General features: G+C 70.8%; 20 protein-coding genes and 1 pseudogene. 12 read left to right on the top strand and 9 right to left on the bottom strand.

What is annotated here, in order from left to right; translation table 11 throughout:
• The first annotated feature begins 124 nt into the window (after nucleotides 1–124).
• The 6 genes from ACIA6A_RS07235 to ACIA6A_RS07210 all read left to right on the top strand — a co-directional run bounded on the left by ACIA6A_RS07235 (nucleotide 125) and on the right by ACIA6A_RS07210 (nucleotide 8035).
• Nucleotides 125–1555: an extracellular solute-binding protein gene (locus ACIA6A_RS07235; protein ID WP_396096564.1), complete on the top strand. Its 1431-nt coding sequence runs from the start codon at nucleotides 125–127 to the stop codon at nucleotides 1553–1555.
• An 11-nt stretch (nucleotides 1556–1566) separates the two neighbouring features.
• Complete coding sequence (locus ACIA6A_RS07230; protein WP_396096563.1) at nucleotides 1567–3507, top strand: ABC transporter permease subunit; 1941 nt, start codon at nucleotides 1567–1569, stop codon at nucleotides 3505–3507.
• 47 nt (nucleotides 3508–3554) lie between these two features.
• Nucleotides 3555–4220, top strand: coding sequence for a winged helix-turn-helix domain-containing protein (locus ACIA6A_RS07225; protein WP_396096561.1), 666 nt, complete (start codon nucleotides 3555–3557; stop codon nucleotides 4218–4220).
• The gene (locus ACIA6A_RS07220) at nucleotides 4217–5503 is read left to right on the top strand and encodes a sensor histidine kinase (protein ID WP_396096559.1); all 1287 of its coding nucleotides are present in this window, start codon (nucleotides 4217–4219) and stop codon (nucleotides 5501–5503) included. The genes ACIA6A_RS07225 and ACIA6A_RS07220 overlap by 4 nt, the downstream gene beginning before the upstream one ends.
• Nucleotides 5504–5527: 24 nt before the next feature.
• Entirely contained in the window at nucleotides 5528–6496 is a 969-nt protein-coding gene (locus ACIA6A_RS07215; protein ID WP_396096557.1) for a glycoside hydrolase family 26 protein, read from the top strand.
• 69 nt (nucleotides 6497–6565) lie between these two features.
• Nucleotides 6566–8035: a diguanylate cyclase domain-containing protein gene (locus ACIA6A_RS07210; protein ID WP_396096556.1), complete on the top strand. Its 1470-nt coding sequence runs from the start codon at nucleotides 6566–6568 to the stop codon at nucleotides 8033–8035.
• Nucleotides 8036–8072: 37 nt separating this feature from the next.
• Here the strand turns inward: ACIA6A_RS07210 and ACIA6A_RS07205 are convergent, their stop codons facing one another.
• A complete protein-coding gene (locus ACIA6A_RS07205; RefSeq protein ID WP_396096555.1) occupies nucleotides 8073–8237 on the bottom strand; it encodes a hypothetical protein in 165 nt (54 codons plus the stop codon).
• Between the two features lie 176 nt (nucleotides 8238–8413).
• Here ACIA6A_RS07205 and ACIA6A_RS07200 point away from each other — a divergent pair, with 176 nt between their 5' ends.
• Genes ACIA6A_RS07200 through ACIA6A_RS07190 form a run of 3 tightly spaced genes read left to right on the top strand, consistent with a single transcriptional unit; the run spans nucleotide 8414 to nucleotide 12299 of the window.
• On the top strand, nucleotides 8414–9001 hold the full coding sequence (locus tag ACIA6A_RS07200; protein WP_396096554.1) for a PadR family transcriptional regulator: 588 nt from the start codon (nucleotides 8414–8416) through the stop codon (nucleotides 8999–9001).
• Entirely contained in the window at nucleotides 8998–9711 is a 714-nt protein-coding gene (locus ACIA6A_RS07195) for an ABC transporter ATP-binding protein (RefSeq protein ID WP_396096553.1), read from the top strand. Before ACIA6A_RS07200 ends, ACIA6A_RS07195 begins: the two co-directional genes overlap by 4 nt.
• Entirely contained in the window at nucleotides 9708–12299 is a 2592-nt protein-coding gene (locus ACIA6A_RS07190) for an FtsX-like permease family protein (protein WP_396096552.1), read from the top strand. The genes ACIA6A_RS07195 and ACIA6A_RS07190 overlap by 4 nt, the downstream gene beginning before the upstream one ends.
• A gap of 194 nt (nucleotides 12300–12493) precedes the next feature.
• Here the strand turns inward: ACIA6A_RS07190 and ACIA6A_RS07185 are convergent.
• From ACIA6A_RS07185 to ACIA6A_RS07175, 3 genes and pseudogenes are all read right to left on the bottom strand, one after another.
• Nucleotides 12494–12808: pseudogene (locus ACIA6A_RS07185) on the bottom strand (ROK family protein); the annotation flags it as partial.
• Nucleotides 12809–12994: 186 nt separating this feature from the next.
• Complete coding sequence (locus ACIA6A_RS07180) at nucleotides 12995–14188, bottom strand: DUF6891 domain-containing protein (protein WP_396096551.1); 1194 nt, start codon at nucleotides 14186–14188, stop codon at nucleotides 12995–12997.
• A gap of 41 nt (nucleotides 14189–14229) precedes the next feature.
• Entirely contained in the window at nucleotides 14230–14400 is a 171-nt protein-coding gene (locus ACIA6A_RS07175) for a hypothetical protein (protein WP_396096550.1), read from the bottom strand.
• A gap of 9 nt (nucleotides 14401–14409) precedes the next feature.
• Between ACIA6A_RS07175 and ACIA6A_RS07170 the strand changes: the two genes are divergently transcribed.
• Nucleotides 14410–15111 (top strand): hypothetical protein, encoded by a 702-nt coding sequence (locus ACIA6A_RS07170; protein ID WP_396096548.1) that lies wholly within the window; start codon nucleotides 14410–14412, stop codon nucleotides 15109–15111.
• Between the two features lie 86 nt (nucleotides 15112–15197).
• Nucleotides 15198–16172: a GNAT family N-acetyltransferase gene (locus tag ACIA6A_RS07165; RefSeq protein WP_396096547.1), complete on the top strand. Its 975-nt coding sequence runs from the start codon at nucleotides 15198–15200 to the stop codon at nucleotides 16170–16172.
• Nucleotides 16173–16182: 10 nt separating this feature from the next.
• On the opposite strand, the gene ACIA6A_RS07160 is transcribed toward ACIA6A_RS07165, so the two are convergent.
• From ACIA6A_RS07160 to ACIA6A_RS07140, 5 genes are all read right to left on the bottom strand, one after another.
• Nucleotides 16183–17469, bottom strand: coding sequence for a hypothetical protein (locus ACIA6A_RS07160; protein WP_396096546.1), 1287 nt, complete (start codon nucleotides 17467–17469; stop codon nucleotides 16183–16185).
• 204 nt (nucleotides 17470–17673) lie between these two features.
• Nucleotides 17674–18498 carry an SRPBCC family protein gene (locus ACIA6A_RS07155; protein ID WP_396096545.1) on the bottom strand — a complete coding sequence of 275 codons (825 nt, stop codon included), beginning with the start codon at nucleotides 18496–18498 and terminating at the stop codon, nucleotides 17674–17676.
• Entirely contained in the window at nucleotides 18495–19433 is a 939-nt protein-coding gene (locus ACIA6A_RS07150) for an NADP-dependent oxidoreductase (protein ID WP_396096544.1), read from the bottom strand. Before ACIA6A_RS07150 ends, ACIA6A_RS07155 begins: the two co-directional genes overlap by 4 nt.
• Before the next feature lie 120 nt (nucleotides 19434–19553).
• Complete coding sequence (locus ACIA6A_RS07145) at nucleotides 19554–20369, bottom strand: helix-turn-helix transcriptional regulator (RefSeq protein ID WP_396096543.1); 816 nt, start codon at nucleotides 20367–20369, stop codon at nucleotides 19554–19556.
• Nucleotides 20370–20422: 53 nt separating this feature from the next.
• Nucleotides 20423–21295 carry an alpha/beta hydrolase family esterase gene (locus tag ACIA6A_RS07140; RefSeq protein WP_396096542.1) on the bottom strand — a complete coding sequence of 291 codons (873 nt, stop codon included), beginning with the start codon at nucleotides 21293–21295 and terminating at the stop codon, nucleotides 20423–20425.
• Nucleotides 21296–21403: 108 nt separating this feature from the next.
• Between ACIA6A_RS07140 and ACIA6A_RS07135 the strand changes: the two genes are divergently transcribed.
• A complete protein-coding gene (locus ACIA6A_RS07135) occupies nucleotides 21404–22837 on the top strand; it encodes a glycosyl hydrolase (protein WP_396096540.1) in 1434 nt (477 codons plus the stop codon).
• Nucleotides 22838–22868: the final 31 nt, after the last annotated feature.

Below are 22868 nucleotides of genomic sequence, written 5' to 3'. Positions count from 1 at the left end.
AGCGTTCCCCGCCGGAAACCGCATCGAAACATTGACACCTCTCACGGTGCTCGTTTAGCGTCGCGCCTACATCGTACGGTATATCGAACGCTGTTCGAGATTTCGAACGAAAAGGCGGTCAGTCATGAGTGACAGGTCTTTGTGGTCCCGGCGCACCTTTCTGGCGACCGGCGCGGGCGTGCTGGGTGCGGCCGGTCTGGCCGCGTGCGGCGGCACGTCCGATACACCCTCCACAGTGCAGGCCGAGGTGCCGAAGGAATTGCTCGACGCCGCGGCGTCGATGAAGGGCACCTCGATGGGGGTGCTGTCGCAGAAGCTGTACTCGACCAAAGCCAACGAGATGCTCGACCGGTCGATCGGCGCGTTCGCCGGGGCCACCGGGACGACGATCGAGAACAGCCTGGTCCAGGCCGACGCCGGCGACGTGGTCGCCAAGATCGACGCCGAGGTCAAGGGTGGCGTGGCCCGCGACCTGGCGTTCATGACCGACTCGCGGTTCATCGCCCAGTTCCACGCGCTGGGCGACCTCGAGGACGTGACGGACGTCGTCAGGACGCTGACGGCCGTCTACGGCGAACCCTGCGCCGAGGCCAAGAACTTCTGCGTGTTCGACGGCAAGTGGTTCGCGATCCCCTACCACTTCATCGGGATCGGGTCGTTCCTGCGCAAGGACTGGATGCAGGACAAGGGCATCGCCCCCAAGGACGTCTACAGCTGGGAGGAGCTGCGCGACCTGTGCCTGGCCATCTCCGATCCGGCCAGACGCCGCTTCGGCTGGGGCATGACGGTCAACCGCTCCGGCGACGGCAACGGCATGATCGAGGCGCTGATCAACTCGTACGGCGGGGCGATCGCCTCCAACGACGGCCGCAAGGTCACGTTCAACTCCCCCGAGACGGTGCAGGCGGTCACGTTCCTCGGCGACATCTACACCAACCCGAGATACCAGCCGATGCTGCCGCCGGGCGTCGCCAGCTGGACCGACACCAGCAACAACGAGAACTGGCTGGCCGGGATCCTCGGCTACACCCGCAACAGCTTCAGCGTCTACGCCGATTCCAAGACCAAGAAGAATCCGGTGTACGACAGGACCCACGTCTTCTCCGACTGCATCGGCCCGGCGACCGACAAGTCCCTGCTGCTCGGCCAGTCCCAGGGCTTCGTCGTCTTCAAGGGCGCCAAGAACCCCGGGCTGGCCAAGCTCCTGGCGCAATACCTGGTCAGCGCGCCCGCCCTGGTCGGGGTGGCGAAAGAGGCGCCCGGCCTCGCGATGCCGGCCTGGGCGAAGGTCTGGGACGCCGACCCGTTCTTCGCCGGCGGCGACCCGGCGTTCCCCATCCTGCGGGAGATGTCGCAGCAGCCGCTGCCGCTGTCCACCAAGAACGGCCTGAGCTTCCCGCAGCAGGCCAGCGCCGGCCAGCAGGCCGTCGTCGCGGCCTACGTCCTCACCGACATGATGCAACAGGTCGCCCAGGGCGCGGCACCGGCGCAGGCGGTACGCGACGCCCACACGAAAATGGTGCAGATCTTCGCCCAGCAGGGGCTGCCACAATGAAATCCGGCCCGGTGAGATCGGGCTCGCTCACGACGACCCAGCGGCGGCTGGGCCGGGACTGGCGCCTGGCGGCGCTGTTCCTGACCCCCGCGGCCGTGCTGGTCGGGGTGCTCGTGCTGGTGCCGATCGTCCAGTCGATCGTCACCAGCACCACGGAACGGCACGGAGCCGACACCGTGTTCGTCGGGCTGGGCAACTACCTCGCCCTCACCGACGACGACCAGTTCCGTACGGGCGTGCGGAACTCGTTCGTCTTCACCGCGTACGCCGAGGTCTTCAAGGTCGTCCTGGGCCTGGCCGCGGCCCTGCTGCTGCATCGTCTGCGCCGGGGGCGGGCGCTGGTGACCGGGCTGCTGCTGGTGCCGTGGGTGGTGCCGACGGTGGTGACCGCGTTCAGCTGGCGCGCGCTGCTCGACCCGATCTTCGGCAGCGTCAACACCCTGCTCAGCGGTTCGGGGATCGGGCCGCTGCTGGCCACCGCGCACCTGATCGACAGCTGGCCGGCGGGCTGGCTGTCCGACACGTCGCTGGCCATGCCGTCGGTGATCCTCGTCAACGTGTGGAAGGGGGTGCCGTTCTTCACCATCTGCTTCCTCGCCGGACTGAAGGCCATCCCGGCGGACCAGTACGAGGCGGCGACCATCGACGGAGCCTCGGCGTGGCAGCGGTTCGCGTACGTGACGCTGCCCGGCCTGCGCCACGTGATCACCGTGACGGTGACCCTGTCGTCGATCTGGACGTTCAACAACTTCGACCTCATCTGGCTGCTGACGCAGGGCGGCCCGGGCGACGTGACCGCCCCGTACGTGCTCATCGCCTATTCGAAGGCGATCCTGCAACTGCAGTACGGCGCGGGGGCCGCGGTCACCCTCGTCATGCTCCCGGTCATCGCCGGTCTGGTTTTCTTCCTGGTCAGATTGCTGCGCCAGGACGGTGACAGCGGGACACCGGGGCGGATCCGGGCGGCCCTGCCGTGGGTGGTCACCGCGGCGGTGACCGGTCTGCTGCTGTGGGCCTCGCCGCGGATCTTCTGGAAGGCGGCCGTGCTCCTGGGCGTGATCCTGCTGATCGCGGCGGCGGTCGGCCGGGGGGTCTCGGCGCTGCAGAACCGTGGCGGCCGCCGGGCGCCGGCGCTGGTGTCGGGGGTGGGGACCGGTGTCGCGCTGGCCGGGCTGCTCGCCTTCGTGCTGGGCCCGGTCTACTGGATCGCGGTCACCGCCTTCAAGTCCGACGGTCAGGTCGTCACCCGCGAGCACGACCTGTGGCCGACGCCGTGGACGCTGGAGCAGTTCGGCGCCCTGTTCGCCAACCAGCCGTTCGGCCGCTGGTATCTCAACACCGTGCTGGTGTCCGCGGCCTCCACCACGGTCGCGCTGATCTGCGCCGCCCTGGCCGGCTACGCGCTGGCCCGGCTGCGGTTCCGCGGGGCGCAGGGCTTCACGGTCACCGTGCTGCTCACGTACGTGATGCCGGGCGCGCTGCTGTTCATCCCGCTGTACCAGCTGCTCATCGGGGCCCGGCTCACCGACTCGCTGTGGTCGCTGGTGCTGACGTACCCGACGTTCACCCTGCCGTTCGCCACCTGGCTGCTGACCGGGTACTTCGCGTCGATCCCGGTCGAGCTGGAGGAGGCCGCCCTGGTCGACGGCAGCACCCGGGTCCAGGCGTTCCTGCGGGTGGTGCTCCCGCTGGCCAAACCGGGACTGCTGGCGGTCGCGCTGTTCACCCTGACCAACGCCTGGAACGAGTTCCTGTTCGCGTTCGTGTTCATCACGAAGGACGACTACAAGACGCTCCCGGTCGGCATGCAGTCGATGATCGCCGGGGACGTCGTGCCGCAGGGGCAGCTGGCCGCGGCGTCCCTGCTCGTCAGCATCCCCGTGGTGGTCATGTACGCGTTCGGGCAGCGCTTCCTCGCCGAGGGACTGACGGCGGGCGCGGTCAAGGGCTGACCGTTCGGTACGCGACACGGTGGCGGCAGCACCTAGAATTGCCGATCATGCGGCTGCTGGTGGTGGAGGACGACCCCGAGCTCGGCCCGATCATCATCGCGGGGCTGCGGGCCGCCGGGTTCGCGGTGGACCACGCGACCGCACTGGCCGAGGCCGACGAGAAGGTGTCGGTCAACAGCTACGACTGTGTGATCGCCGACCGGGGCCTGCCCGACGGGGACGCGCTGGTGCTGATCAAAGCGTGGCGCGCGGCCGGCCGTACCGTTCCGGTGCTGGTCCTGACCGCCCTCGGGGCCGTCGGCGACCGGGTGTCGGGTTTCGAGCACGGCGCCGACGACTACCTGGTCAAGCCGTTCGCCATGGCCGAGCTGGTGGTACGGGCGCGGGCGCTGGGCCGGCGGGACCAGCCCCCGCGGCTGCCGGAGCTCACCGTCGCCGACCTGACCCTGGACGTGCCGAGTCACCGGGTCCGGCGGGCCGGTGTCCTGCTCACGTTCACCGCCAAGGAGTTCGCGGTGCTCGAGGTGCTGATGGCTCGGGCGGGGCAGGCGGTCACCCGTGGCGAGTTGCTCGAGCACTGCTGGGACGAGATGGCCGACCCCTCGTCCAACGTCGTCGACGTGGTGATCCGGCAGCTGCGCCGCAAGCTCGGCCCGCCCGACCTCATCGAGTCGCTCCGGGGCGTCGGGTACCGCATCCGCGGCTCGGCGTGACGACCGGCCGTCCCACCACCGGCCGCCCCGCCGTCGCGCGGCTGCGCCGGATGCGGTGGGCGCTGACCCTGCTGTACGCGGCGCTGAGCACGGTGTCACTGGTCACCCTCGTCGTCATCGCCGCCTCCATCGACGCCCGCTCCGGGTCCCAGGACCTGGACGCGCAGCTCAGGGGCCGGGCCGAGGGGTTGTCCCGCGCCGTCTGGATCGACGAGGGCGTCCTGCACCTCGAACCGCTGTCCGAGGACGACCTGGCGACGGTCTCCGACGTGACCGCGGTCCTGCAGCGCACCGGATCGCAGCCCGCGCAGGTCCGCTGGCTGTGGCCGGAGCGCGACGACGCGCTGCCCCCGGCCGGCCGGCTGGACGAGCTGTGGGCGGCGACGGTCGAGGCGCAGGAACCGGTGCTCACCACGATCGTGGCGTCCGACGGCCGCACGCTGCGCTGGGCCACCGCACCGGTCTGGGGCACCGACGAGATCGGCGCCGTCCTGCTCGTCGCGATCGACCCGGCACCACAGGAACGCGGTCACACCGAGCTGGTGCTCGGGCTGGCCGCGGGCTGCGCCGTGCTGGTGCTCGCCTCGGCCGGCGCCGGACATCTGCTGTCCGGCCAGAGCATGCGCCGGTCGATGCGGGTGCTGGACCAGCAGGAACAGTTCCTGGCCGAGGCGGCCCACGAACTGCGGACGCCGCTGGCCACGCTCCGCCTGGCGATGGAGGGCGGCATGAGCGCGGCGGCGCCGGAACCCGCCGTGCTGCGCGACGCGGTGCGGCTGGTCGACCACCTGGACCGGCTGGTCGCCGGGCTGCTCACCCGGGCCCGGATCGACGCCGGGACCCGCCCGCTGGAGCTGACGCCGCTGCGACTGGACCTGCTGGTCGAGCAGGTGGTGGACGACATGGCACCGGCTGGCGCGCCGGTGGCGGTGCGCACCGAGCCGACGGTCGTGCGCGGCGACCCGGACCTGCTGGCGCAGGCGATCCGCAACCTGGTCGAGAACGCGCTGCGCCACGGTGCCCCGGACGGCGGGGCGGCCGTCGTCGAGGTGTCCGTCGCGGCCGGCACGGTCGGCGTCCGCGACCACGGCCCGGGGATCGCCGCCCCGGACCGGGAGCGGATCTTCAGTGACCGCGTCACCGGTGGCCGGGCCGGGATCGGCGTCGGTCTCGCCATCGTCCGGTGGGTCGCCGACCTGCACGGCGGGCGGGCCCGGGTGGTACCCGTCGACGGCTCCGGCGCGCTGGTCGAGCTGGAACTGCCCGTCTTCATCGTCCGCTAATGGTTCGGTTGTCACGATGTGGTCATGAACAACAATCGTGACCGGCGGCCCGCCCGGCGCGCCATGGTCGGACTGGTGCTGGCCGCGGCGGTCGTGGCGGCGCTGACCCAGGTCGACGCGTTCGCCTCGACGACCGCGTCCAAGCCGGCCAGGACCGCGCCCACCGTTGGCCTGGTGCCCGCGCAGGGTGCGCTGCTCGGGCACTACTACGGCAACGGCACGATCGCGCAGACCGACAAGCGGATCGGGCGCAAGCCCGCCGTGCACCTCACGTACTACGACTTCGCGTCCGACGACTGGATCAACTCGCCGGTCAGCACCGCGGACTTCGCCGGCGGACGGATCCCGCTGGTCAACGTCGAACCCAACGACATCGCGTTCGACGACATCATCAACGGCAGGTACGACACGCTGCTGAGGAAGCGGGCCGACGCCGCCGGAGCGCTCGGCAAGCAGTTCTTCCTCGACTTCGCGGCGGAGATGAACGGCGACGAGGGGTGGGGCGGTCACAACCCCGCGAAGTACATCGCCGCCTGGCGCCACATCCACGACATCTTCGTCGCGCGCGGCGCCACCAACGTGGTGTGGGTGTGGTGCCCGAACAACGAGGACGCCCCGGGATCCCCGCCGGCGATGAAGTACTACCCCGGCGATCAGTACGTCGACTGGACCGGGATCGACGGCTACAACTGGGGCACCTCGGACCCGGACTTCGTCTGGCAGAGCTTCCGCGACGACTTCGCCTACCTGTACCCCAAACTGGCCGCGAAGGGTAAGCCGATCATCATCGCCGAGACGGCCTCCGACGAGGCCGGGGGCAGCAAGGCCGCCTGGATCGACGGTGTCGTCCCGACGCTGAGGACCACCTACCCGCTGATCAAGGCGGTCGTCTGGTTCGACGTCGACAAGGAACGGCACTGGCAGATCACCTCCTCCTCGTCAGCGCAGGCGGCGTACCAGCGGATGGCGAAGAACGCGTACATGAACCCGTGACGTGATCCGGTCGTCCTGGCGGCGGTGGCCGGCGCTCAATGTCGGCGGCCCGGTGCCGATAGGTGGGGCATGACGCGTACGCGGGGCCTGCTGTCATGGGTCGTGATCGCGGGATCCCTGGTGCTGGCCCTGCCCTCGTTCGTGCGGCCGGACAGCGGCCTGGCGGACGGTTGCTATCTGGCCGGCGTGGTGCTGCTCGCGGTCGCGGGCGTGGCCGGCGCCCGGTCGCTGCGGCCCGCCGAACGCCCGGTCTGGCTGCCCTGGTGCGCCGGGCTGGGGTGTGCCCTCGCCGGGTCGATGGCGTGGCAGCTGGGTGACCGGCTCGCCCTGCCCTGGCTGACGAGCGCCGTTCCCCTGTTCTGGATGGCTTTCTACGTCCCGATCACGCTCACCACCGTACGCATCATGCGGCGCCGGGTTCCCGCGTCCCGCAGCCGCCGGACGGTGCTGCAGGACGTCGCCGTCGTGACGGCGGCCGCCACGGTGTTCGCGTGGCAGGTCCTCATCCAGCCCGCGCTCGCCGCCGGCCCGGCTTCCGACCGGTGGACCCTGTTCCAGGTGTTCTTCTTCCCGCTCGGCGACGTCGTACTGCTGGCCCTCGGCCTGACGTTGCTGCTCGTGCCCGGCCACCGGTCGGTCGCGGAGCTGTTGATGCTGGCCGCCCTCGGCACCGCTCTCATCGTCGACCTGGTGAACGTGCCGGCGTTCTCCTCATCCTCGATGAGCAGCTGGTACATGGCCGCCTACCTGGTCATCAACGCCACGGTGGCCGCGGCTGCGCTGCACCCCAGCCGCGCCGCGGCGACGGCACCCGACCCGGGGGCCACCGGCACGGCCGGGATCCGTGGGTGGCGGACGCTCATGCTCGGCGGCGCGCTCTGCAGTGTGGGCGTGGGTTCGACCCTCACGTCCCGGCATGGCTGGCAGGGGGCGCCCGCGGCGGCCGCGATGGTGGTCATGGTGGCGTTGATCCTGCTGCGGCTGCACCGGGCCGCCGCCGAGGCGGAGGCCGCTCACCAGCGCATGCGGCACGAGGCCACCCACGACCTCCTGACCGGGGTGGCCAACCGGACGCAGCTCTTCGAGGACATGCGGCACGCCGTCACCCGCTCCCCCACGCTGTTCTTCGTCGACCTCGACGGCTTCAAGGCGGTCAACGACTCGCGCGGTCACCACTGCGGCGACGCCGTGCTCAAGACCGTGGCCCACCGCCTCACCGGCATCGTGCGGCACTCCGACACCGTGGCCCGGCTGGGCGGCGACGAGTTCGTGATCGTCTGCACCGACCTGACCCCGGCGGCCACCACCATGCTGGCGGCCCGGATCGAGCAGGCCATCATCGAGCCCATCGACACCGACACCGGCCCGGTGTCCGTCGGCGCCTCGATCGGCATCACGTCCATGGACCGGGTCACCACCGACGAGACCCTGGCCGACGCACTCGTCACCGAACTCCTGCGCGCCGCCGACGCCGCCATGTACGAGGCCAAACGCGACGGCGGCGGCACCCGCCAGGTCGGCTACGTCCCGGTCGCCTGACCACCTGCGACAGACCTGGGAGTCGATGGAGGTGAGCTCAGGTGTCCTCGGGGGCGGCCGCCGAGCGGAGCAGGGCGTCGACGTGCAGGATGTCGCCCGGATGGACCCGGACGGCGGCGCGGTCGGTGGCCGCGAAAAGAATGGCCGCCGTGCTGGCATCGCATGATTTATCGGGTGCGAAGAGTCCGTCGCGAAACAACAAAACGCATCCTTTACGGCATCGGATAAAGCGCAACAAGAAATGCTAGACCACACCGCCCGAACACTTTGTCATCCCTTGGGGTGAACAATTGTGGATCACTATTCTGAGGCGTTGAATGATGCATGAGCCATCATTGGCCTTGCCAACGCCATACCCGGTATGCATACTCGGTATCCATGAGCATCCGTCACAGCCTCCTCGCCCTGCTGGGCCGCGGTCCCGCCTACGGCTACCAGCTGCGCAGCGCCTTCGAGGACGCCACCCGGGCGACCTGGCCGCTCAACATCGGGCAGGTCTACACCACCCTGGCCCGCCTCGAACGCGACGGGCTCGTGCGCGCCCTGCCGGAGGGCGAGGGCAGCCAGCGGCCGTACGAGATCACCGACGTCGGCCGCGCCGACCTGGCCGAGTGGTTCACCACCCCGGTCGAGCACGCCGGCCGGCCCCGCGACGAGCTCGCCATCAAACTGTCGCTGGCCCTGTCCACACCGGGGGTGGACATCCGGGCCGTGGTGCAGCGCCAGCGCACCGCCACCATGCGCCACCTGCAGGACTGCGTCCGGCTGAAGCGGCAGGACGAGAATCCGCGGGATCTGCCGTGGCTGCTCGTGATCGACGCGCTGATCTTCCAGGCCGAGGCGGAGATCCGCTGGCTGGACCACTGCGAGACCACTCTCGTACGGCATGCCGGCACGCCTCCACCGCTGCCCGCGACCCTGCCCGCCGCCGCCACCCGGGCCGTTTCCGAGCGGACCACGTCATGACCGTGCTGCAGCTGCGCGGGGTGCACCGCGTCCATGGTTCCGGCGAGACCGCCGTGCACGCCCTGCGGGGCATCGACCTCACCGTCGCCCCCGGAGAACTCGTGGCGGTCATGGGCTCCTCCGGGTCCGGCAAGTCCACGCTGCTCACCCTGGCCGGCGGGCTGGACGCACCGACCCGCGGCGAGGTGCTGGTGGAAGGCCGCGCACTGGCCGGGATGAACCGCGCGCAGCTCGCCGAGCTGCGCCGCCGCAGCATCGGCTACGTCTTCCAGAACTTCAACCTGCTGCCCAGCCTGACCGCCGCCGAGAACATCGCGCTGCCCCTGGAACTCGACGGCCTGCCGGTGCGCCGCGCCCGCCGGCTCGCCCTCGACGCGCTGGCCCGGGTGGAGCTGACCGACCTGGCCGCCCGGTTCCCCGACCAGATGTCCGGCGGGCAGCAGCAGCGCGTCGCCATCGCCCGGGCCCTGGTCGGGCAGCGCCGGCTCGTGCTGGCCGACGAGCCCACCGGCGCTCTGGACTCGCAGACCGCCGAGACGGTGCTGCGGTTGTTGCGCCGGCAGATCGACGACGGCGCGGCCGGGGTGCTGGTCACCCACGAGGCCCGGCACGCCGGCTGGGCGGACCGGGTGGTGTTCCTGCGCGACGGTGTCGTGGTGGACTCCACCGGTTCCAGCCGGGCCGAGGACCTGCTGGAGGTCACCCCGTGAGGTCCTGGCGCACCGCACTGCGCATCGCCTGGCGCGAGGCCCGCCGCGCCCGGGGGCGTACCGCCCTGACCGTCGCGCTGATCGCCACGCCGGTGCTGTGGCTGAGCTTCGCCGTCATGACCGTCGACCTGTTCCGGCTCAGCCCGGCGCAGGCGGCGACCCGGGCGATGGGCCAGGCCGACGTCACGCTGTCCGCCACCGCGCCGATGACGGTGGACGCGGTGGCCGAGCTACTGCCGGCCGGATCACACGTCGCCGTCCAGGAGACGACCCGGGTCACCCTGCACAGCGCGGGGCGCACGCGGCTGCTCGACGGGCTGGCGCTGGACCTCACCGACCCGGTCAACAACGGCCTCGCCGAGGTGCTGACCGGCACCGCCGCCACCACCGGCGATCAGATCCTGATCAACGAGAAGGCCCGGGACACGTACGGCCTGACGGTCGGTGACCAGCTGAGCGTCGGTGACGACGCCGACCGGGGCGTACGCACGTACACCGTGGCCGGTGTGGTCGACCGGCCGCAGAACATCTGGGCGGAACTGCTGTTCCGCCCGGCGCAGCTGCCCGGCGCCGGCGGGAAGTTCACCACGTTCGGTGTGGACACCGCGGGGGACCTCGACGATTCGCGACTGGCCGGACTGAACGACGCCGGCATGCAGGTCACCCAGCGCGGCGATCAGTTCGACCGGAGTGCCGGGCTGAACGCCGCCGGGGCCGGCATCGGCGGCCTGATCCTGTTCGAGGTCGTCCTGCTCGCGGTGCCGGCGTTCGCCGTCGGCGCCCGGCGCCGGCAACGCGAACTCGGCCTGATCGCCGCGACCGGCGGCACCCCCGCCCAGCTGCGCCGCGTCGTGCTCGCCGACGGCGTCCTCGCCGGTGCCGCGGCGGCCGTCACCGGCCTGATCGGTGGCATCGTCCTGGCCTTCGCCGCGGCGCCGCTGGCCGAGCAGCACATCTTCCAGTACGCGCCCGGCGGGTTCACCGGTGTCCCCGTCGAGCTGCTCGCCGTGACCGCCACCGCGGTGGCCGCCGGGATGCTCGCCGCCCTGATGCCCGCGCTCGCCGCCGCCCGGCAGAGCGTGGTCGCCGCCCTCGGCGCCCGGCGCGGCGAGACCCGCTCCCCGCGCCGGTGGTGGCTGCTGGGTGCGGGCCTGCTGACCGCCGGGGTGGCCGGCGCCTTCGGCGCCGCCTGGTACGGCAACCGGCCCGCCGTCTTCGCCGGCATCGCCCTGGCCGAGGCCGGGTTCGTGCTGTGCACCCCGGCACTGATCGGCGTCCTCGCCCGCGCCGGTGGCGTCATGCCGCTGAGCCTGCGCATCGCGCTGCGCGATCTCGGGCGCAACCGGGCGTCCGGTGCACCCGCCGTGGCCGCCATCATGGCCACCGTCGCGGGCACCGTGGCGATGGGCGTCTTCACCGTCAACGACGGGCTGCGGCTGCGCGAGGCCTACCTGCCGTCGCTGCCGGCCGGGTACGCCACCGTGACCATGCAGAGCTCCCGCCCCGAGGCCCTCGATGCGGTCCGCGCCGCCGTGACGGACATGCTGCCCACGACCACGGTGGCCACGTACGGCACGATCGTCTGCCCGGACGGCAAGCCGGCGACGCCGGGCTCGGGCACCTGTGGGCTCTCCCTCGCCTGGGACGAGGACGCCGCGTGCCCGATCGGGACCAGTGCGGCGACCCTCACCCGGGCGGCGGTCGACGCGGCGCTGCGGGATCCGCGGTGCAGCACCGAGAGCCATGCGAACGGTTACGCCGTTGAGCCGATGGTCGTCGACGACGGCACGGCGATCGCCGCACTGTTCGGCGCCGACCGCGCCGGGGTGGAACGGGCGACCGCGGTGCTGCGCCGCGGCGGTGTGGTGGTCACCAAGCCCTATCTGGTCCACGACGACACCGTCACCCTGTCGCTGGACACGGTTTCGTCGAGCTGCGGCGCCCTGTGCAGCAACCTCGACTCCGAGCTGGTCACCGTGCCGGCGTACGCGATCACCACCGACACCACGTACTTCGAGTCCTTCGTGTCGCCGGCCGTGGTCAGGAAACTCAAGCTGGGCGTGCGAGACACCGGGCTGATCGCCGCGACCTCGCGAACCCCCACCGAGGCCGAGGCGAACGCCGTGAAGGCCACGGTGAGCGGGCTCGGCGCCGGGTACACACTGGTCGAGCGAGGCAGCAACGAACAGCCCGACCGTTACCTCTACCTGCTGCTCGGCGTCGCCGCGGCACTGACATTGACGGCGACGGCGGTGTCCACGGCCCTGGCCGCGGCCGACAGCCGCCCCACCCTGACGACGCTGGCCACGGTGGGCGCCCCGCCCCACGTACGGAGAATGTTGTCGCTGAGCCAGGCCGGAGCCACCGCGGGCCTCGGCACCCTGCTCGGCATCGGCAGCGGTGTAGCCCTGAGCACCGCGGCGATGCTGGCGCAGAACAACGCCGCCCGCCCCGTTTGGCCGCCGTCGCTGCCGTATCCCGTCGACGTCCCCTGGACGATGGTGGCCCTGGTGCTCGTGGTGCCCCTGGTAGCCATGGCCGGCGCCGGCCTCCTCACCCGCTCCCGCCTGCCGATCGAGCACCGGTGACGCTCGTCAGGCGGCGACGAGGTCCTTGATGCTGACGGCGGCGGCGCCGCGGGCCCATTCCTCGAACGGGAGCGGGCGGATCGTGAGCGGGCAGTTGGCCCGGATGTGTGGTTCGAACAGGTCGTCGGCGGACAGTCCTTCGCCGGAGACGACGATCCGGGACGGCCGACGGCCCGGACGATGCCGTCGGCGCCGGCGATGGCCTCGACGCAGCCGCGGCTGCCGCAGTGGCAGGTTGGCCCGGTGGCGTCGACGCTGATGTGGCCGATCTCGCCGTCGACGCCATGGGAGCCGGAGACCAGCTTGCCGCCGACGACCAGGCCGCAGCCGATGCCGGCGCCGACGGTCACGAGGGCGAACGAGTCGGCGCCGACGCCCTCGCCGAACCATTGTTCGGCGGTGGTGAGCGCCTTGACGTCGTTTCGACGGTGACGGTGAGGACGTGGTCGACGCCGGTGGCGGCCAGCCGCCGGTGGGCCGAGGCCCGGACCTGCGCGCCGAGGTCGCAGACCACGCCGATGAGCTCGTCACTGGTGATCTTCACGCCGATGAGGAACTCGCGGTCCGCGCGGATGGTGAGCGGGCTGTACGAGGCCCGGATCCAGGCCACCAAGGCTGCCCAGGCCCGGGTCCGCTACCGGGACACCGTCACCGAGGCCACCTGGGCGGCGGGTGCGGAGTTCGGACTCCGGTGATCACCAGGGCTCGGTGGTGACGCCGTCGAGCTCGCGGATCGCGTTGCGGTTCTCGGTGGCCAGGATCGTGAGCATGCGCTCGGCCTCGTCGAGGCGGGCGTACTTGCCGACCGAGGCGGACTCGGCCACGAACGGCGACTCCAGCCAGAGCTGTCCGTCCTCCCAGCGCATCTGCACGATGCCGGCCACGTGGATGGCGCACAGCCAGGATTTCGGCCGGCCGGGCAGGCGCCGCACGACGGCGAGGATCTCGGGCAGGCTCATCGGCCGGGCGGCGCTCTGGTGCGGGCCGTTCGGCATGCACTGGTAGGTGACCTCGATCAGCCCCGGCTCGTCGGGAACCTGACCGCCGTCGGCGCGGTCGAGCAGTCGCAGGCCCTCGAAGCGGCCCGCTTCCCGGCCGTCGTCGCTGATCAGGCGGTGCATCTCCCGCCGGATCGTCACCGTCCGCTGCCCGTCGTCGACCGTCACGCTCGTGTCGGCGGGCAGCCAGGGCAGTTCGAGCGCGGCGAGCGCGGCCGCTGACATCGGCGGCAGGACCAGGTGCCGGTCCGGATCGAACCGCATTTCCACGGTACGGCCGGGCTCGGCGCTCACCGGGACGGCGGCCATCCGGCCGTACCGGCGTTTCGCCCAGCGCAGCCGGACATGCAGGCGCTGGCCGGCGTCACCGGTCCAGTCCACCTCCAGGCCCTCGGCACGCAGGGCGGCCGCGATCTCCTCGCCGATCTGGGCGTCGTCAGCCTGGGCGTCGTCAGCCTGGGCGTCGAAGGAGCCGTAGGCCAGCCACAGGGTCCCGCCCTGAGCGGCCCGTTCGGCGTCCTGCATGTGATAGAAGACGTATCCGCGGGCCACTGTCTCCTTGCCGGCCTCGGCGCCGATCTCATTGGTCCCGCACGACTGGCAGCAGGCGAAATCCTCCCGGGCCACGATCCCGGCCAGGTCAAGGGCGTTGAACGCGTCGGTGAGCCGGTCGCTGTCGGTCCGCGCCGGCCACTCCTGCTGGGCGGCGAGGTGCGCGGCGAGTTCACGCGGCACGATCTCCCACGCCAGCGCGTACAGGTCGGTGTGCTCGCCCTGCCCGTGCAGGTACTCCGCCGTGCCGGACACGATCATCGCGCACGTCAGGAGGCCACGGGCGACCTCGGTACGCGCGTACTCGGTCGCGGACTGCCGCAGCTCATCGGGTTGCATCGCGGCAAGATACCAACATCCCCCGGACCGGGCGCCGGTCGTCACTTGCCGGTCTTGTACCTATCGTAGGCCTGCTGGTTGAGCTCGAGGTACCGCTTCATGCCGATGCCGTCGAGACCCTGCACCCAGGAGTCCCAGTCGGTGCCGATGTTCTTCGTGCCGGTGATGACCGACGGGTCTGCCCAGATCGCGGCCTCCGGGAACACCTGCACCTTGTCGACGTGGCTCTCGTACTGCTGGGTGGCCTGGAACAACCGCCGTTCGAGGGCGACGTCGCCGGCGGCCGGTTTTTCCCAGCCGAAGCCTTCCGGGCCGCCGTTGACGATGAGCTATCCCTCGTCGGTGTAGCTGTAGTCGATCATCTTGAGGGCGGCGATCCGGGCCTCTACCTCGACGGCCAGTTCGTGGAGACCGTGAATACCGGCCGTGAGCAGGGCCAGCCCCGCCCGTCCCAGCAGACTGTCTTCACGGTGGCCGACCTGCCCAACGGCAGCCACACCCTGATGGTCGTCAAGAAGTCCGGCCTGTACATGCTGCTCGACCGCATCGACGCCCTGCGGCCCAGCCTGCCGGGCGGGGCGATGGCGTCCAGGATCTCCTCCGCATGCTCGATCGTCGGCGCAGCCGGAACGACGACGGACGGCAGTCCTCCGCCGGCCCACATGACAGCCACCCGGCCATTCGTGGCCTGCACCGACGACATCATGTCCGCGAACGTCCCGGGCCAGCCGTGTTCGTGTTCGAACCAGAGGATGCGCGAGCGAGGCGAAGCACGTTCCCAGTCGATCTCCTGGCTGTTGACGGCCGGAAACCTGCTCAACGTCGCCGACTCCAGCGCCCGGCTCTCCGCTGCCGTGAGTACGGATACCGTGCCGTCGGCCAGCGGCTTCCGGTCCAGCATGAACCGCGGGAGGTCACGGTGACCGCTCCCGTACCCATCCTCTGCCCTCAAACCGTGCTCCCCGGAAATGGGACGTCAGCTCGCCCGTGCGGGACTAGCCTCCGTCGAATGCGCGAAAAGATCAGCAACCTTACGTGGCGGCCGCTCTCCCGCGGGGACGCGAAGGTGTCCGCGGATCTGCTCAACGCGATGGAGAGCGTTGACAAGGTCGGCGAATACTACGACGAGCAGGACACCCTCCAGGAGCTGATCGACCCGTACACGGATCTGGAACGCGGGAGCCTTGCCGCTTTCGACGGTGACGTGATGGTCGGCTTCATGAAGACCAGATACCAGCCGAGGGCGGAGGACGTCCATCGGGTTGCCATGGACGGCGGGGTGGCCCCCGGGTACCGGCGCCAAGGCATCGGCACCAGGCTGCTGGAGGCCGGGGTGGCGGCGGCGAAGGAGTTGCACGCGCTGCATTACCCGGCGCTGAAACTCGCCGTCGACATCCACAAACCCGAGAGCATGGCCGGTCTGGAGCAACTTCTGCGCTCCCACGGTTTCACGCCGGTCACCTACCTGCAGCACATGGAACATTCCCTCGGCGACGCGATCCCCGAGGCGGCGATCCCCGCCGGGCTACGCCTCGAGCCGTGGTCGGAGCACAATGACGAGGAGTTCCGGCTGATCCGCAACGAGGCGTTCAAGGACGACCCGCTGCGGGCACCGATGCCCGTGGACTCCTGGAAGAGCAAGATCACCAACCAGACGTTCCGGCCCACGGTCAGCTTCCTGCTCCGCGACGGGGCCGACGGGACCCCTGTGGGCATGCTGGTGACGATGTCCTGGGACGCCGACTCGGCGGCCACCGGCATCCGCGACGCCCGCTTCATGTTCGTCGCGACCCAGCCGGGTCACCGCAAGCGTGGCGTCGCCGGCGCACTGATCCGGACCGCGCTGCGGACCGCGGCCGACGAGGGTTACGACCGCGCCATCGTGGAGGCCGACTCGCAGTATCCCGTCGGAGCGTTCGGCATCTACGAGAGGGCCGGTTTCACGCCGACGCTGCGCTTCGTGAGCTGGGCACTCGAGGTCTGAGTGGGTGGTGTCAGGGTTTCCGGCGGATCGTGTAGTGCAGGACCATGAACGGCAGCCCGTACAGCGTGAAGGCATGCTCGGCCCGCAGTTCGCCGTTGTCGGTGAAGACGTCGAGGCGTTCGGCGAAGCCGGGCACCGCGAGCGTGGTCAGTTCGCGGGTCTCCGGGTCGATGTAGGTCAGATAGTGGCCGGGGTGCTCGAGTTCGCTGTGGCTGGTCAGCACCAGACCGCCATCGGGGCGGGGCAGCGGCAGCAGCGTCGCGGTGAAGCTTCCATGCGGCACCGGGAAACCGACGCTCACATAGCCGTTCCCCTCATGCCGGTAGGTCGTGTAGATGCCCACATAGATCGGCTCGTCGGTGTCGGCGAAGGAACGGATCCAGCCCCGTACGCCGATCGGGCCGGTGCCGTCCGGGGTGATCGTGTCGATCCGGCTGCGCACGCCGCGCAGGGTCTCCCGCTGGTTCATCGGCACGTTGGCCTGCCCGACCGGGCGGGCTACCAGCGTCCGGTAGAGCAGATAGCCCGGCCGCACCCAGAGCCGCCACTCGGGCACGATGTCGAGCTGGAACCGGGTGGTCCGCTCGTAGAATTCACGCACCAGCGGTTCCACCCCGGCCGGGTCGAACCGCGGACCGGCCAGATCGTCGAGCGAGCCGACGATGCCCACGTCCTGCGCGTCCGCCTGGTAGCTGCCGCCGAGCACCTCGGCCAGCGCCTGTACATAGTCGACGCCGACGTAGCGGTTGCGCGCCTCCAGCGGGACCACGAACGGCAGGCTCTCGGCCGTTACCCGCTCGGCCAGCAGGCTCACCTGCGGATCACGGAACAGCACCGCCGACAGCAACCGGAACCCGACCACCGCGGTGGCCGCCACGGCAGCCGGCGCCGCTTCCCGACCGGCCGCCAGCCGCCACATCACCCCGACGGCAGCACCGACAGCCGGCCCGAGCGCCACTTTCTGCGGCCGCAACCCGAGCGCCCCGGCCACGGCCCCGGCGGTCAGCCCCACGGTCACCGGATCGGCCTTCTTGCCCATCCGGCCACCGAGCCACCCGGCCGGCGCCGCGATCGCACCGCTCATCGCGACCCGCGACCACCACGCCGGGATCTCCCCCGGCCGCTGCCGGCGCCGCGCCACAGCCTCGACCACCGCCAGCCCCGCCGCCCCGGCCACCGCCCCCATCATCGCCGCCCGTGAGCCCCGGCGCCCGGCGATCGCCGCCCCGGCCGCCGCCCCGACGATCCCGGCGAACACCAGCCCACCGGCCCGCTGACCCGCCGACCTCTCCGTCATGGCCGCACGCTAACAGGCCCGCGACGGCTACCGACATCCCCGCCCAGCACCGAACCCATGGGGTGAAACAGCTCCCGTCCGTTCAGCGGACAGGAGCTGGAGTCGCGCGAACGGACCGAGCCATCATGCGACCATGATCAACTCGAGCAACGCTGGTATCGCCGCCAAGCTTCTCCGGCTGACCGGCAGAGTCATCTGGCTCGTCTATGCGAGATGGGTGCCCCGGCCCTGAACGACGCGGCTGGGGGCCGCTTCGACCAGCTGAACGCAGCGGGCGAGAGCGGCGACCATGTAGCGGCGCCACAGGGGTGTGAACGGGCCGGCGAGGATCCAGCGGCGTCCTGGCAGGGGCTTGAACTCGTACGTCCAGCGGATGAGCGTGCCGTCGCCGTCGGGGTTGAAGTTCCATTCTCCGCGGACGCCGGTGGCGAGGCGGGAAAGGATGTTCGTGAAGCCGGTCAGCTGGTAGGCGAAGCTCGAGCCCTCGACGTATTCGGTCAACTGTTCGTCGGCCTGGGAGCCGTCGTCGAACCGGGGGTTCCGGGTGGGACCGACGTGATCCCATTGTTCGGTCTGGTTCGCCACACTCGCGACGCCGGGGAATGGCGCCACCCGGTGGAAGACGGCCGTCAGGTCGATCGGGACGATTGTCCGGAAAGCTTCGCCGGGGGTCGCCGCGCTGCGCTGCTGCACCGTTATCGAGACGGTGTCGTCGGTTGCGGTGATGAGTGCCGGTGTTCTCATGGCGAAATCCTTCTGGTCGGCGGCGAGGCGGACGCGGGTGTGGTCGTCGTGAGTTCGTTGTGGTTGCGCGACGTGTCGACGAAGGTGGGGGCGGTCCACGACGACGCCACCGCGCAGCGTCCAGACGAGGTCCGGGCGGTGCGTGGCGCACGCCTCGACGACCTCACCGTCGGCCAGCACGACGGCTCGGGCGGTGAACGCCCCGGCCGGTGCCGCACTCTGGACGGAGGCGGTCGCCTCCGTGTAGGCCGCGGTGCCGGGCGGGCTGAACACGGTGCCGGTCATGCCGGGACGATGACGACCTTGCCACCGGGCAGCGTGCCGGCGGCGGCCCGGGCGTGGACCGCGCCGAGCTCCGCCAGGGGCACCCGCTGGGCGACGTCGACGTGCAGCTCACCGGCGTCGACGAGCGCCACCAGCCGGGACAGCTGGCCGGCGTCGCTGCGCACGAACAGGTCGATGCCGCGTACGTTGCGCTGCTGGTCGGAAGGGGCGGGCATCCACACCGTCGTGTTCACCAGGACCCCGCCGGTACGGACCAGGCCGAGCAGCGCGGTCAGCTGTGCCGGTTCGACCGGTGCCAGGTTGAGCACCACGTCGACCGGGGGCACCGCTGTCGTCACGGCGGTGCTGGTGTGGTCGACGATCTCGTCGGCGCCCGCTTCCTTGACGCGTACCTCGCTGCCCGGGCTCGCGGTGGCGATCACGTACGCACCGGCGTTCTTGGCCAGCTGTACGGCGTATCCGCCGACCGCGCCGCCCGCGCCGTTGATCAGTACCCGCTGTCCCGCCGTCAGCTCGGCGTGGTCGAACAGTGCCTGCCACGCGGTGAGGCCCACCAGGGGCAGGGCGGCGGCATCGGCCAACGGGATGCCGGTGGGCGCCGCCGTCAGGATCCCGGCCGGAGCCACGACATACTCCGCGGCCGCTCCGTCTCCGGTCATCGGCAGGAACCCGATGACGTGGTCGCCGACCTCGACGCCGGTCACGCCGGCGCCCAGCGCTTCGACCGTGCCGGAGACGTCGATGCCGGGGGTGTGCGGCAGTGTCACCGGGATGGGGCCCTGCATGAAGCCGGCCCGGATGTTGCCGTCGACGCCGTTGAACGACGTCGCGGCGACGCGGATCAGCACCTCGCCGGCACCGGGGACCGGCTGCTCGACCTCTTCGTGACGCAGGACGCCCGGGTCGCCGTACTCATGGAAACGCACTGCCTTCATCGGAACTCCTCGACCTTGCCACCGGAACGTGCTTTGTTCGACCGGCAAAGGATGGCGCCGGCCGGACCCCCGGAGGAAGGGATGCTCTTGTCCACGGACGACGAGTCCCTGGACAAGGGACTACCGGAGCAGGCGCTGGAGCTTCTCGTGGCTCGGCGTGCCGGACGGGGCGGAGAAGATCAGCAGCTCCTGGGCGTGGTCGGGGTCCACCAGCCGCTGGCAGTACAGCTCCAGCTCACCCAGGTCGGCGTGCAGGTACCGCTTGAGGTCCTCGTGATGGGTCACGTCCACCTCGTGCCGCCGCCAGACCTCGGCGAACTCGGGACTGACCGCCAGCAGCGCGGTGACGATCTCGCCGGCCGTACCCGTGGGGTCCGCGGTGTATGCCGCCCGGAGGTCGACGGTGAACACCCGGCCCCGCACGTCGTGGTCCTCGGCGGGATAGAGCGCGCGCTGCGCCGGGTCGGTGAACCAGCGGTAGGCCAGGTAGCGGGACATGCCGCTGAACCGGGTGTAGTCGCCGAGCAGGGCAACCGCCGGGCGGGTCTGCAACAGCGCCTCGTTGAACCGGGACATCACCAGTGCGGGCGTGTCCGACAGACGCTCGACGACGCGCATCATGGTGGGGCTGACCCGGTCGTCCAGCGGTTGCCGGCGCGGCGGCGCGTGCCCGCCGAGGTCGAAGAGATGATCCCGCTCGCTCAGGCTGAGGTTCAGCGCCCGGGCCAGCGCGGACAGCATCTGCTCCGACGGCTGGGGACCGCGTCGCTGCTCGATGCGGGTGTAGTAGTCCGCCGACATCCCGGCCAGCGCGGCGACCTCCTCGCGGCGCAGACCACCGGCGCGGCGCCGGGAGCCGCGGGGAAGCCCGACGTCCTCCGGCTGCAGCGTCTCGCGGCGCGCGCGGAGGAAGTCGGCCAGCAGCACCCGGTTCATCTGTTTCCCAGCCCCCACCCGTCCGTTCGGCGAGATCAACCGTATCGGAGGCGTCATCCCGCCGATCCGGACGTGAAACGCTGGAAGAACTGCCACATGAGGGCGTTGGCGTTGATCTCCGTGGTCACGGTGCCGTTGCCGTTGTCGATCGGGGTGCCCGGCCACGTGTGACCGCCGTCGGCGACGGTGTGGAGCACGACGTCCGCACCGTCACGGCAGGCGGTGTACGTGGTCCGGGTGACGTGTGTGCTGATGGTCGTGGTCCGCGGGCCGCTCGTGCAGCCGTTGAGCCAGGCCCAGCGCCGCTGGGCCGCCGGGGTCGAGTAAACCCAGTACCGCGAGCCACCACCGGCGTACGGATTGGTGGCGTCCTGCCGGCCGTGGAACGTGATCACCGGTACGGGCCGGGCCGGGGCACAGGAGGCGGGGTCGGGGCGGCCGGCGCGCAGCCCCGCCACGGCGGCGATCGCGGCCACCCGGTTCGCTCGCCGGCAGGCGTATGCCGACATCATCCGGCCGCCGCCGGAGTAGCCGGCGCCGTAGATCCGTGCGGGGTCGAGGCACAGCGACGTGGTCGCCGTGGTGATCACCCGATCCAGGAACGCGATGTCGTCGCGGGCCCCGGGCGGTGGTGTCCCGACGCCGGGCACGTTCCAGGCGAATCCGGAGGCGGCGGGGATGGCGGCGCTGGGCGCGAGGACCAGGAAGGAGTTGATGTCGGCGGCTTTCTTCATGTCGCTGTACCGCAGCTGCGCGCTGCCGGTGCTCTGCGAGCCGTGCAGGTTGACGATCGCGGGGAGCGGAAGCGTGGGCTGCGCGCCGGCGGGGATGTAGACCGTCACCGCGTACTGGTCGCCGGCGAAGCTGACCGGGAGGGTGCGCTCCCCGGTGGCCGGCGGTGTGGGCTGGGCTGGCACGAACACCATCAACCCCTATCCTTAAATTAATTACTTTACTATTGACAGCACCGTAACACGGGATTCACCCTCAACGGGATCCCTCATCTCCTATCCCCATCCCCCAGGAGAATCCCCATGCGGAACCCCCGGTCCCGTCGCAGAATCGCGATGGCCACCACCGCCGTCGCGGCGCTCGTCCTCGGCGCCGCGATGCTCAAGCTGCCCGGAACAGCGGACGCATTCGCCGCGACCCCGAAAAGCACCGTGATCAACTATCTGAAGTCGATCACCGGCACGAGCGTCGTCTCCGGCCAGCACAACAAGGAGCCCGCGAGCGCACCCCTGCGGTACTCGCAGATCGCCAACGCCATCACCGGTCAGTGGCCCGGCCTGTGGGGCGGCGACATGATGTTCAACCCCGCCGACGTCGCCAACCGCCAGAACGTGATCAACCAGGCCAAGGCCCAGTGGTCCGCCGGGTCGCTGGTCGCGCTGACCTGGCATGCCTGCTCGCCGACCGTGGGCAGCACCTGCGCCTTCGACGGCGGCGTCAAGACGACGATCACCAACGCCCAGTTCCAGGACATCGTCACCGGCGGCACCGCGCTCAACACCACCTGGCGCAACCGGATGGCCGAGGTCGTCCCCTACCTCAAGCAGCTCAAGGACGCCGGGGTGCCGGTGCTGTGGCGCCCGTTCCACGAGATGAACGAGAGCTGGAACTGGTGGGGCAACCGCCCCGGCACCAACGGCGGCGCCAAGATCTACCAGCAGATGCGCGACTACTTCGACAGCCAGGGCCTGGACAACCTGATCTGGGTGTGGAACGTGCAGGACAACCCGAATGCCAACTGGGCCCAGTACTACCCCGGCAGCTCGTACGCGGACGTGGTGTCGCTCGACGCCTGGTACAAGAACTATCCGTCGGCGGCGGACTACGCGCAGATCCAGACCATCGCCGCGGGCAAGCCGATCGCGATCGCCGAGATGGGCAAGGTGCCGACGGCGGCGTTCCTGAGCAGTCAGCCGAAATGGGCCTACTTCATGATCTGGTCGGAGCAGCTGCAGGGCAGCAACACCAACGCGGAGATCCAGGCCTCGTACTTCCTGCCCCGGGTGCTCAACCAGGGTGAGATCAATGTCAGCGGTACGCCGACCACGACGCCTCCCGCCGCCGGGGCCGGAAAGATCAAGGGCGTGGCCAGCGGCAGGTGTGCCGACGTCGCCGGCGCGAACACCACCAACGGTACGGCCGTGCAGCTCTACACCTGCGACGCCGGCGGCAACGCTCAGCAATGGACCCGGCCGTCCGACGGTACGCTGCGCGCACTGGGCAAATGCCTCGATGTGGCCGGCGGGGTCAACGCCGACGGCACCAAGGCGCAGATCTGGGACTGCACCGCCGGCAGCGCCAACCAGCAGTGGACGTACAACACCACCGCGCAGACCGTGACCAACCCGGCGACCGGCAAGTGCCTGGACGCCAGCGGGCAGGGCACCGCTGACGGCACCCGCCTGCAGATCTGGACCTGCAACGGCCAGAGCAACCAGCGCTGGACCCTCGGCTGACGATGGCCGCCCCGCCGGTCTGCCCCGCCGG

The organism is Actinoplanes sp. NPDC051494 (genome assembly GCF_044454705.1).
GTDB lineage: Bacteria > Actinomycetota > Actinomycetes > Mycobacteriales > Micromonosporaceae > Actinoplanes.
This window is presented reverse-complemented; position numbering and strand designations above follow the sequence as displayed.

Bases quoted from the DNA above. Each gene is read 5' to 3' on its own strand.
- ACIA6A_RS07180 (WP_396096551.1), bottom strand. From the start codon at position 14,188: ATGCAACCCGATGAGCTGCGGCAGTCCGCGACCGAGTACGCGCGTACC.
- ACIA6A_RS07225 (WP_396096561.1), top strand. From the start codon at position 3,555: ATGCGGCTGCTGGTGGTGGAGGACGACCCCGAGCTCGGCCCGATCATC.
- ACIA6A_RS07145 (WP_396096543.1), bottom strand. From the start codon at position 20,369: ATGAACCGGGTGCTGCTGGCCGACTTCCTCCGCGCGCGCCGCGAGACG.
- ACIA6A_RS07195 (WP_396096553.1), top strand. From the start codon at position 8,998: ATGACCGTGCTGCAGCTGCGCGGGGTGCACCGCGTCCATGGTTCCGGC.
- ACIA6A_RS07215 (WP_396096557.1), top strand. From the start codon at position 5,528: ATGAACAACAATCGTGACCGGCGGCCCGCCCGGCGCGCCATGGTCGGA.
- ACIA6A_RS07160 (WP_396096546.1), bottom strand. From the start codon at position 17,469: ATGACGGAGAGGTCGGCGGGTCAGCGGGCCGGTGGGCTGGTGTTCGCC.
- ACIA6A_RS07165 (WP_396096547.1), top strand. From the start codon at position 15,198: ATGCGCGAAAAGATCAGCAACCTTACGTGGCGGCCGCTCTCCCGCGGG.
- ACIA6A_RS07140 (WP_396096542.1), bottom strand. From the start codon at position 21,295: ATGGTGTTCGTGCCAGCCCAGCCCACACCGCCGGCCACCGGGGAGCGC.
- ACIA6A_RS07235 (WP_396096564.1), top strand. From the start codon at position 125: ATGAGTGACAGGTCTTTGTGGTCCCGGCGCACCTTTCTGGCGACCGGC.
- ACIA6A_RS07135 (WP_396096540.1), top strand. From the start codon at position 21,404: ATGCGGAACCCCCGGTCCCGTCGCAGAATCGCGATGGCCACCACCGCC.
- ACIA6A_RS07210 (WP_396096556.1), top strand. From the start codon at position 6,566: ATGACGCGTACGCGGGGCCTGCTGTCATGGGTCGTGATCGCGGGATCC.
- ACIA6A_RS07155 (WP_396096545.1), bottom strand. From the start codon at position 18,498: ATGACCGGCACCGTGTTCAGCCCGCCCGGCACCGCGGCCTACACGGAG.
- ACIA6A_RS07150 (WP_396096544.1), bottom strand. From the start codon at position 19,433: ATGAAGGCAGTGCGTTTCCATGAGTACGGCGACCCGGGCGTCCTGCGT.
- ACIA6A_RS07200 (WP_396096554.1), top strand. From the start codon at position 8,414: ATGAGCATCCGTCACAGCCTCCTCGCCCTGCTGGGCCGCGGTCCCGCC.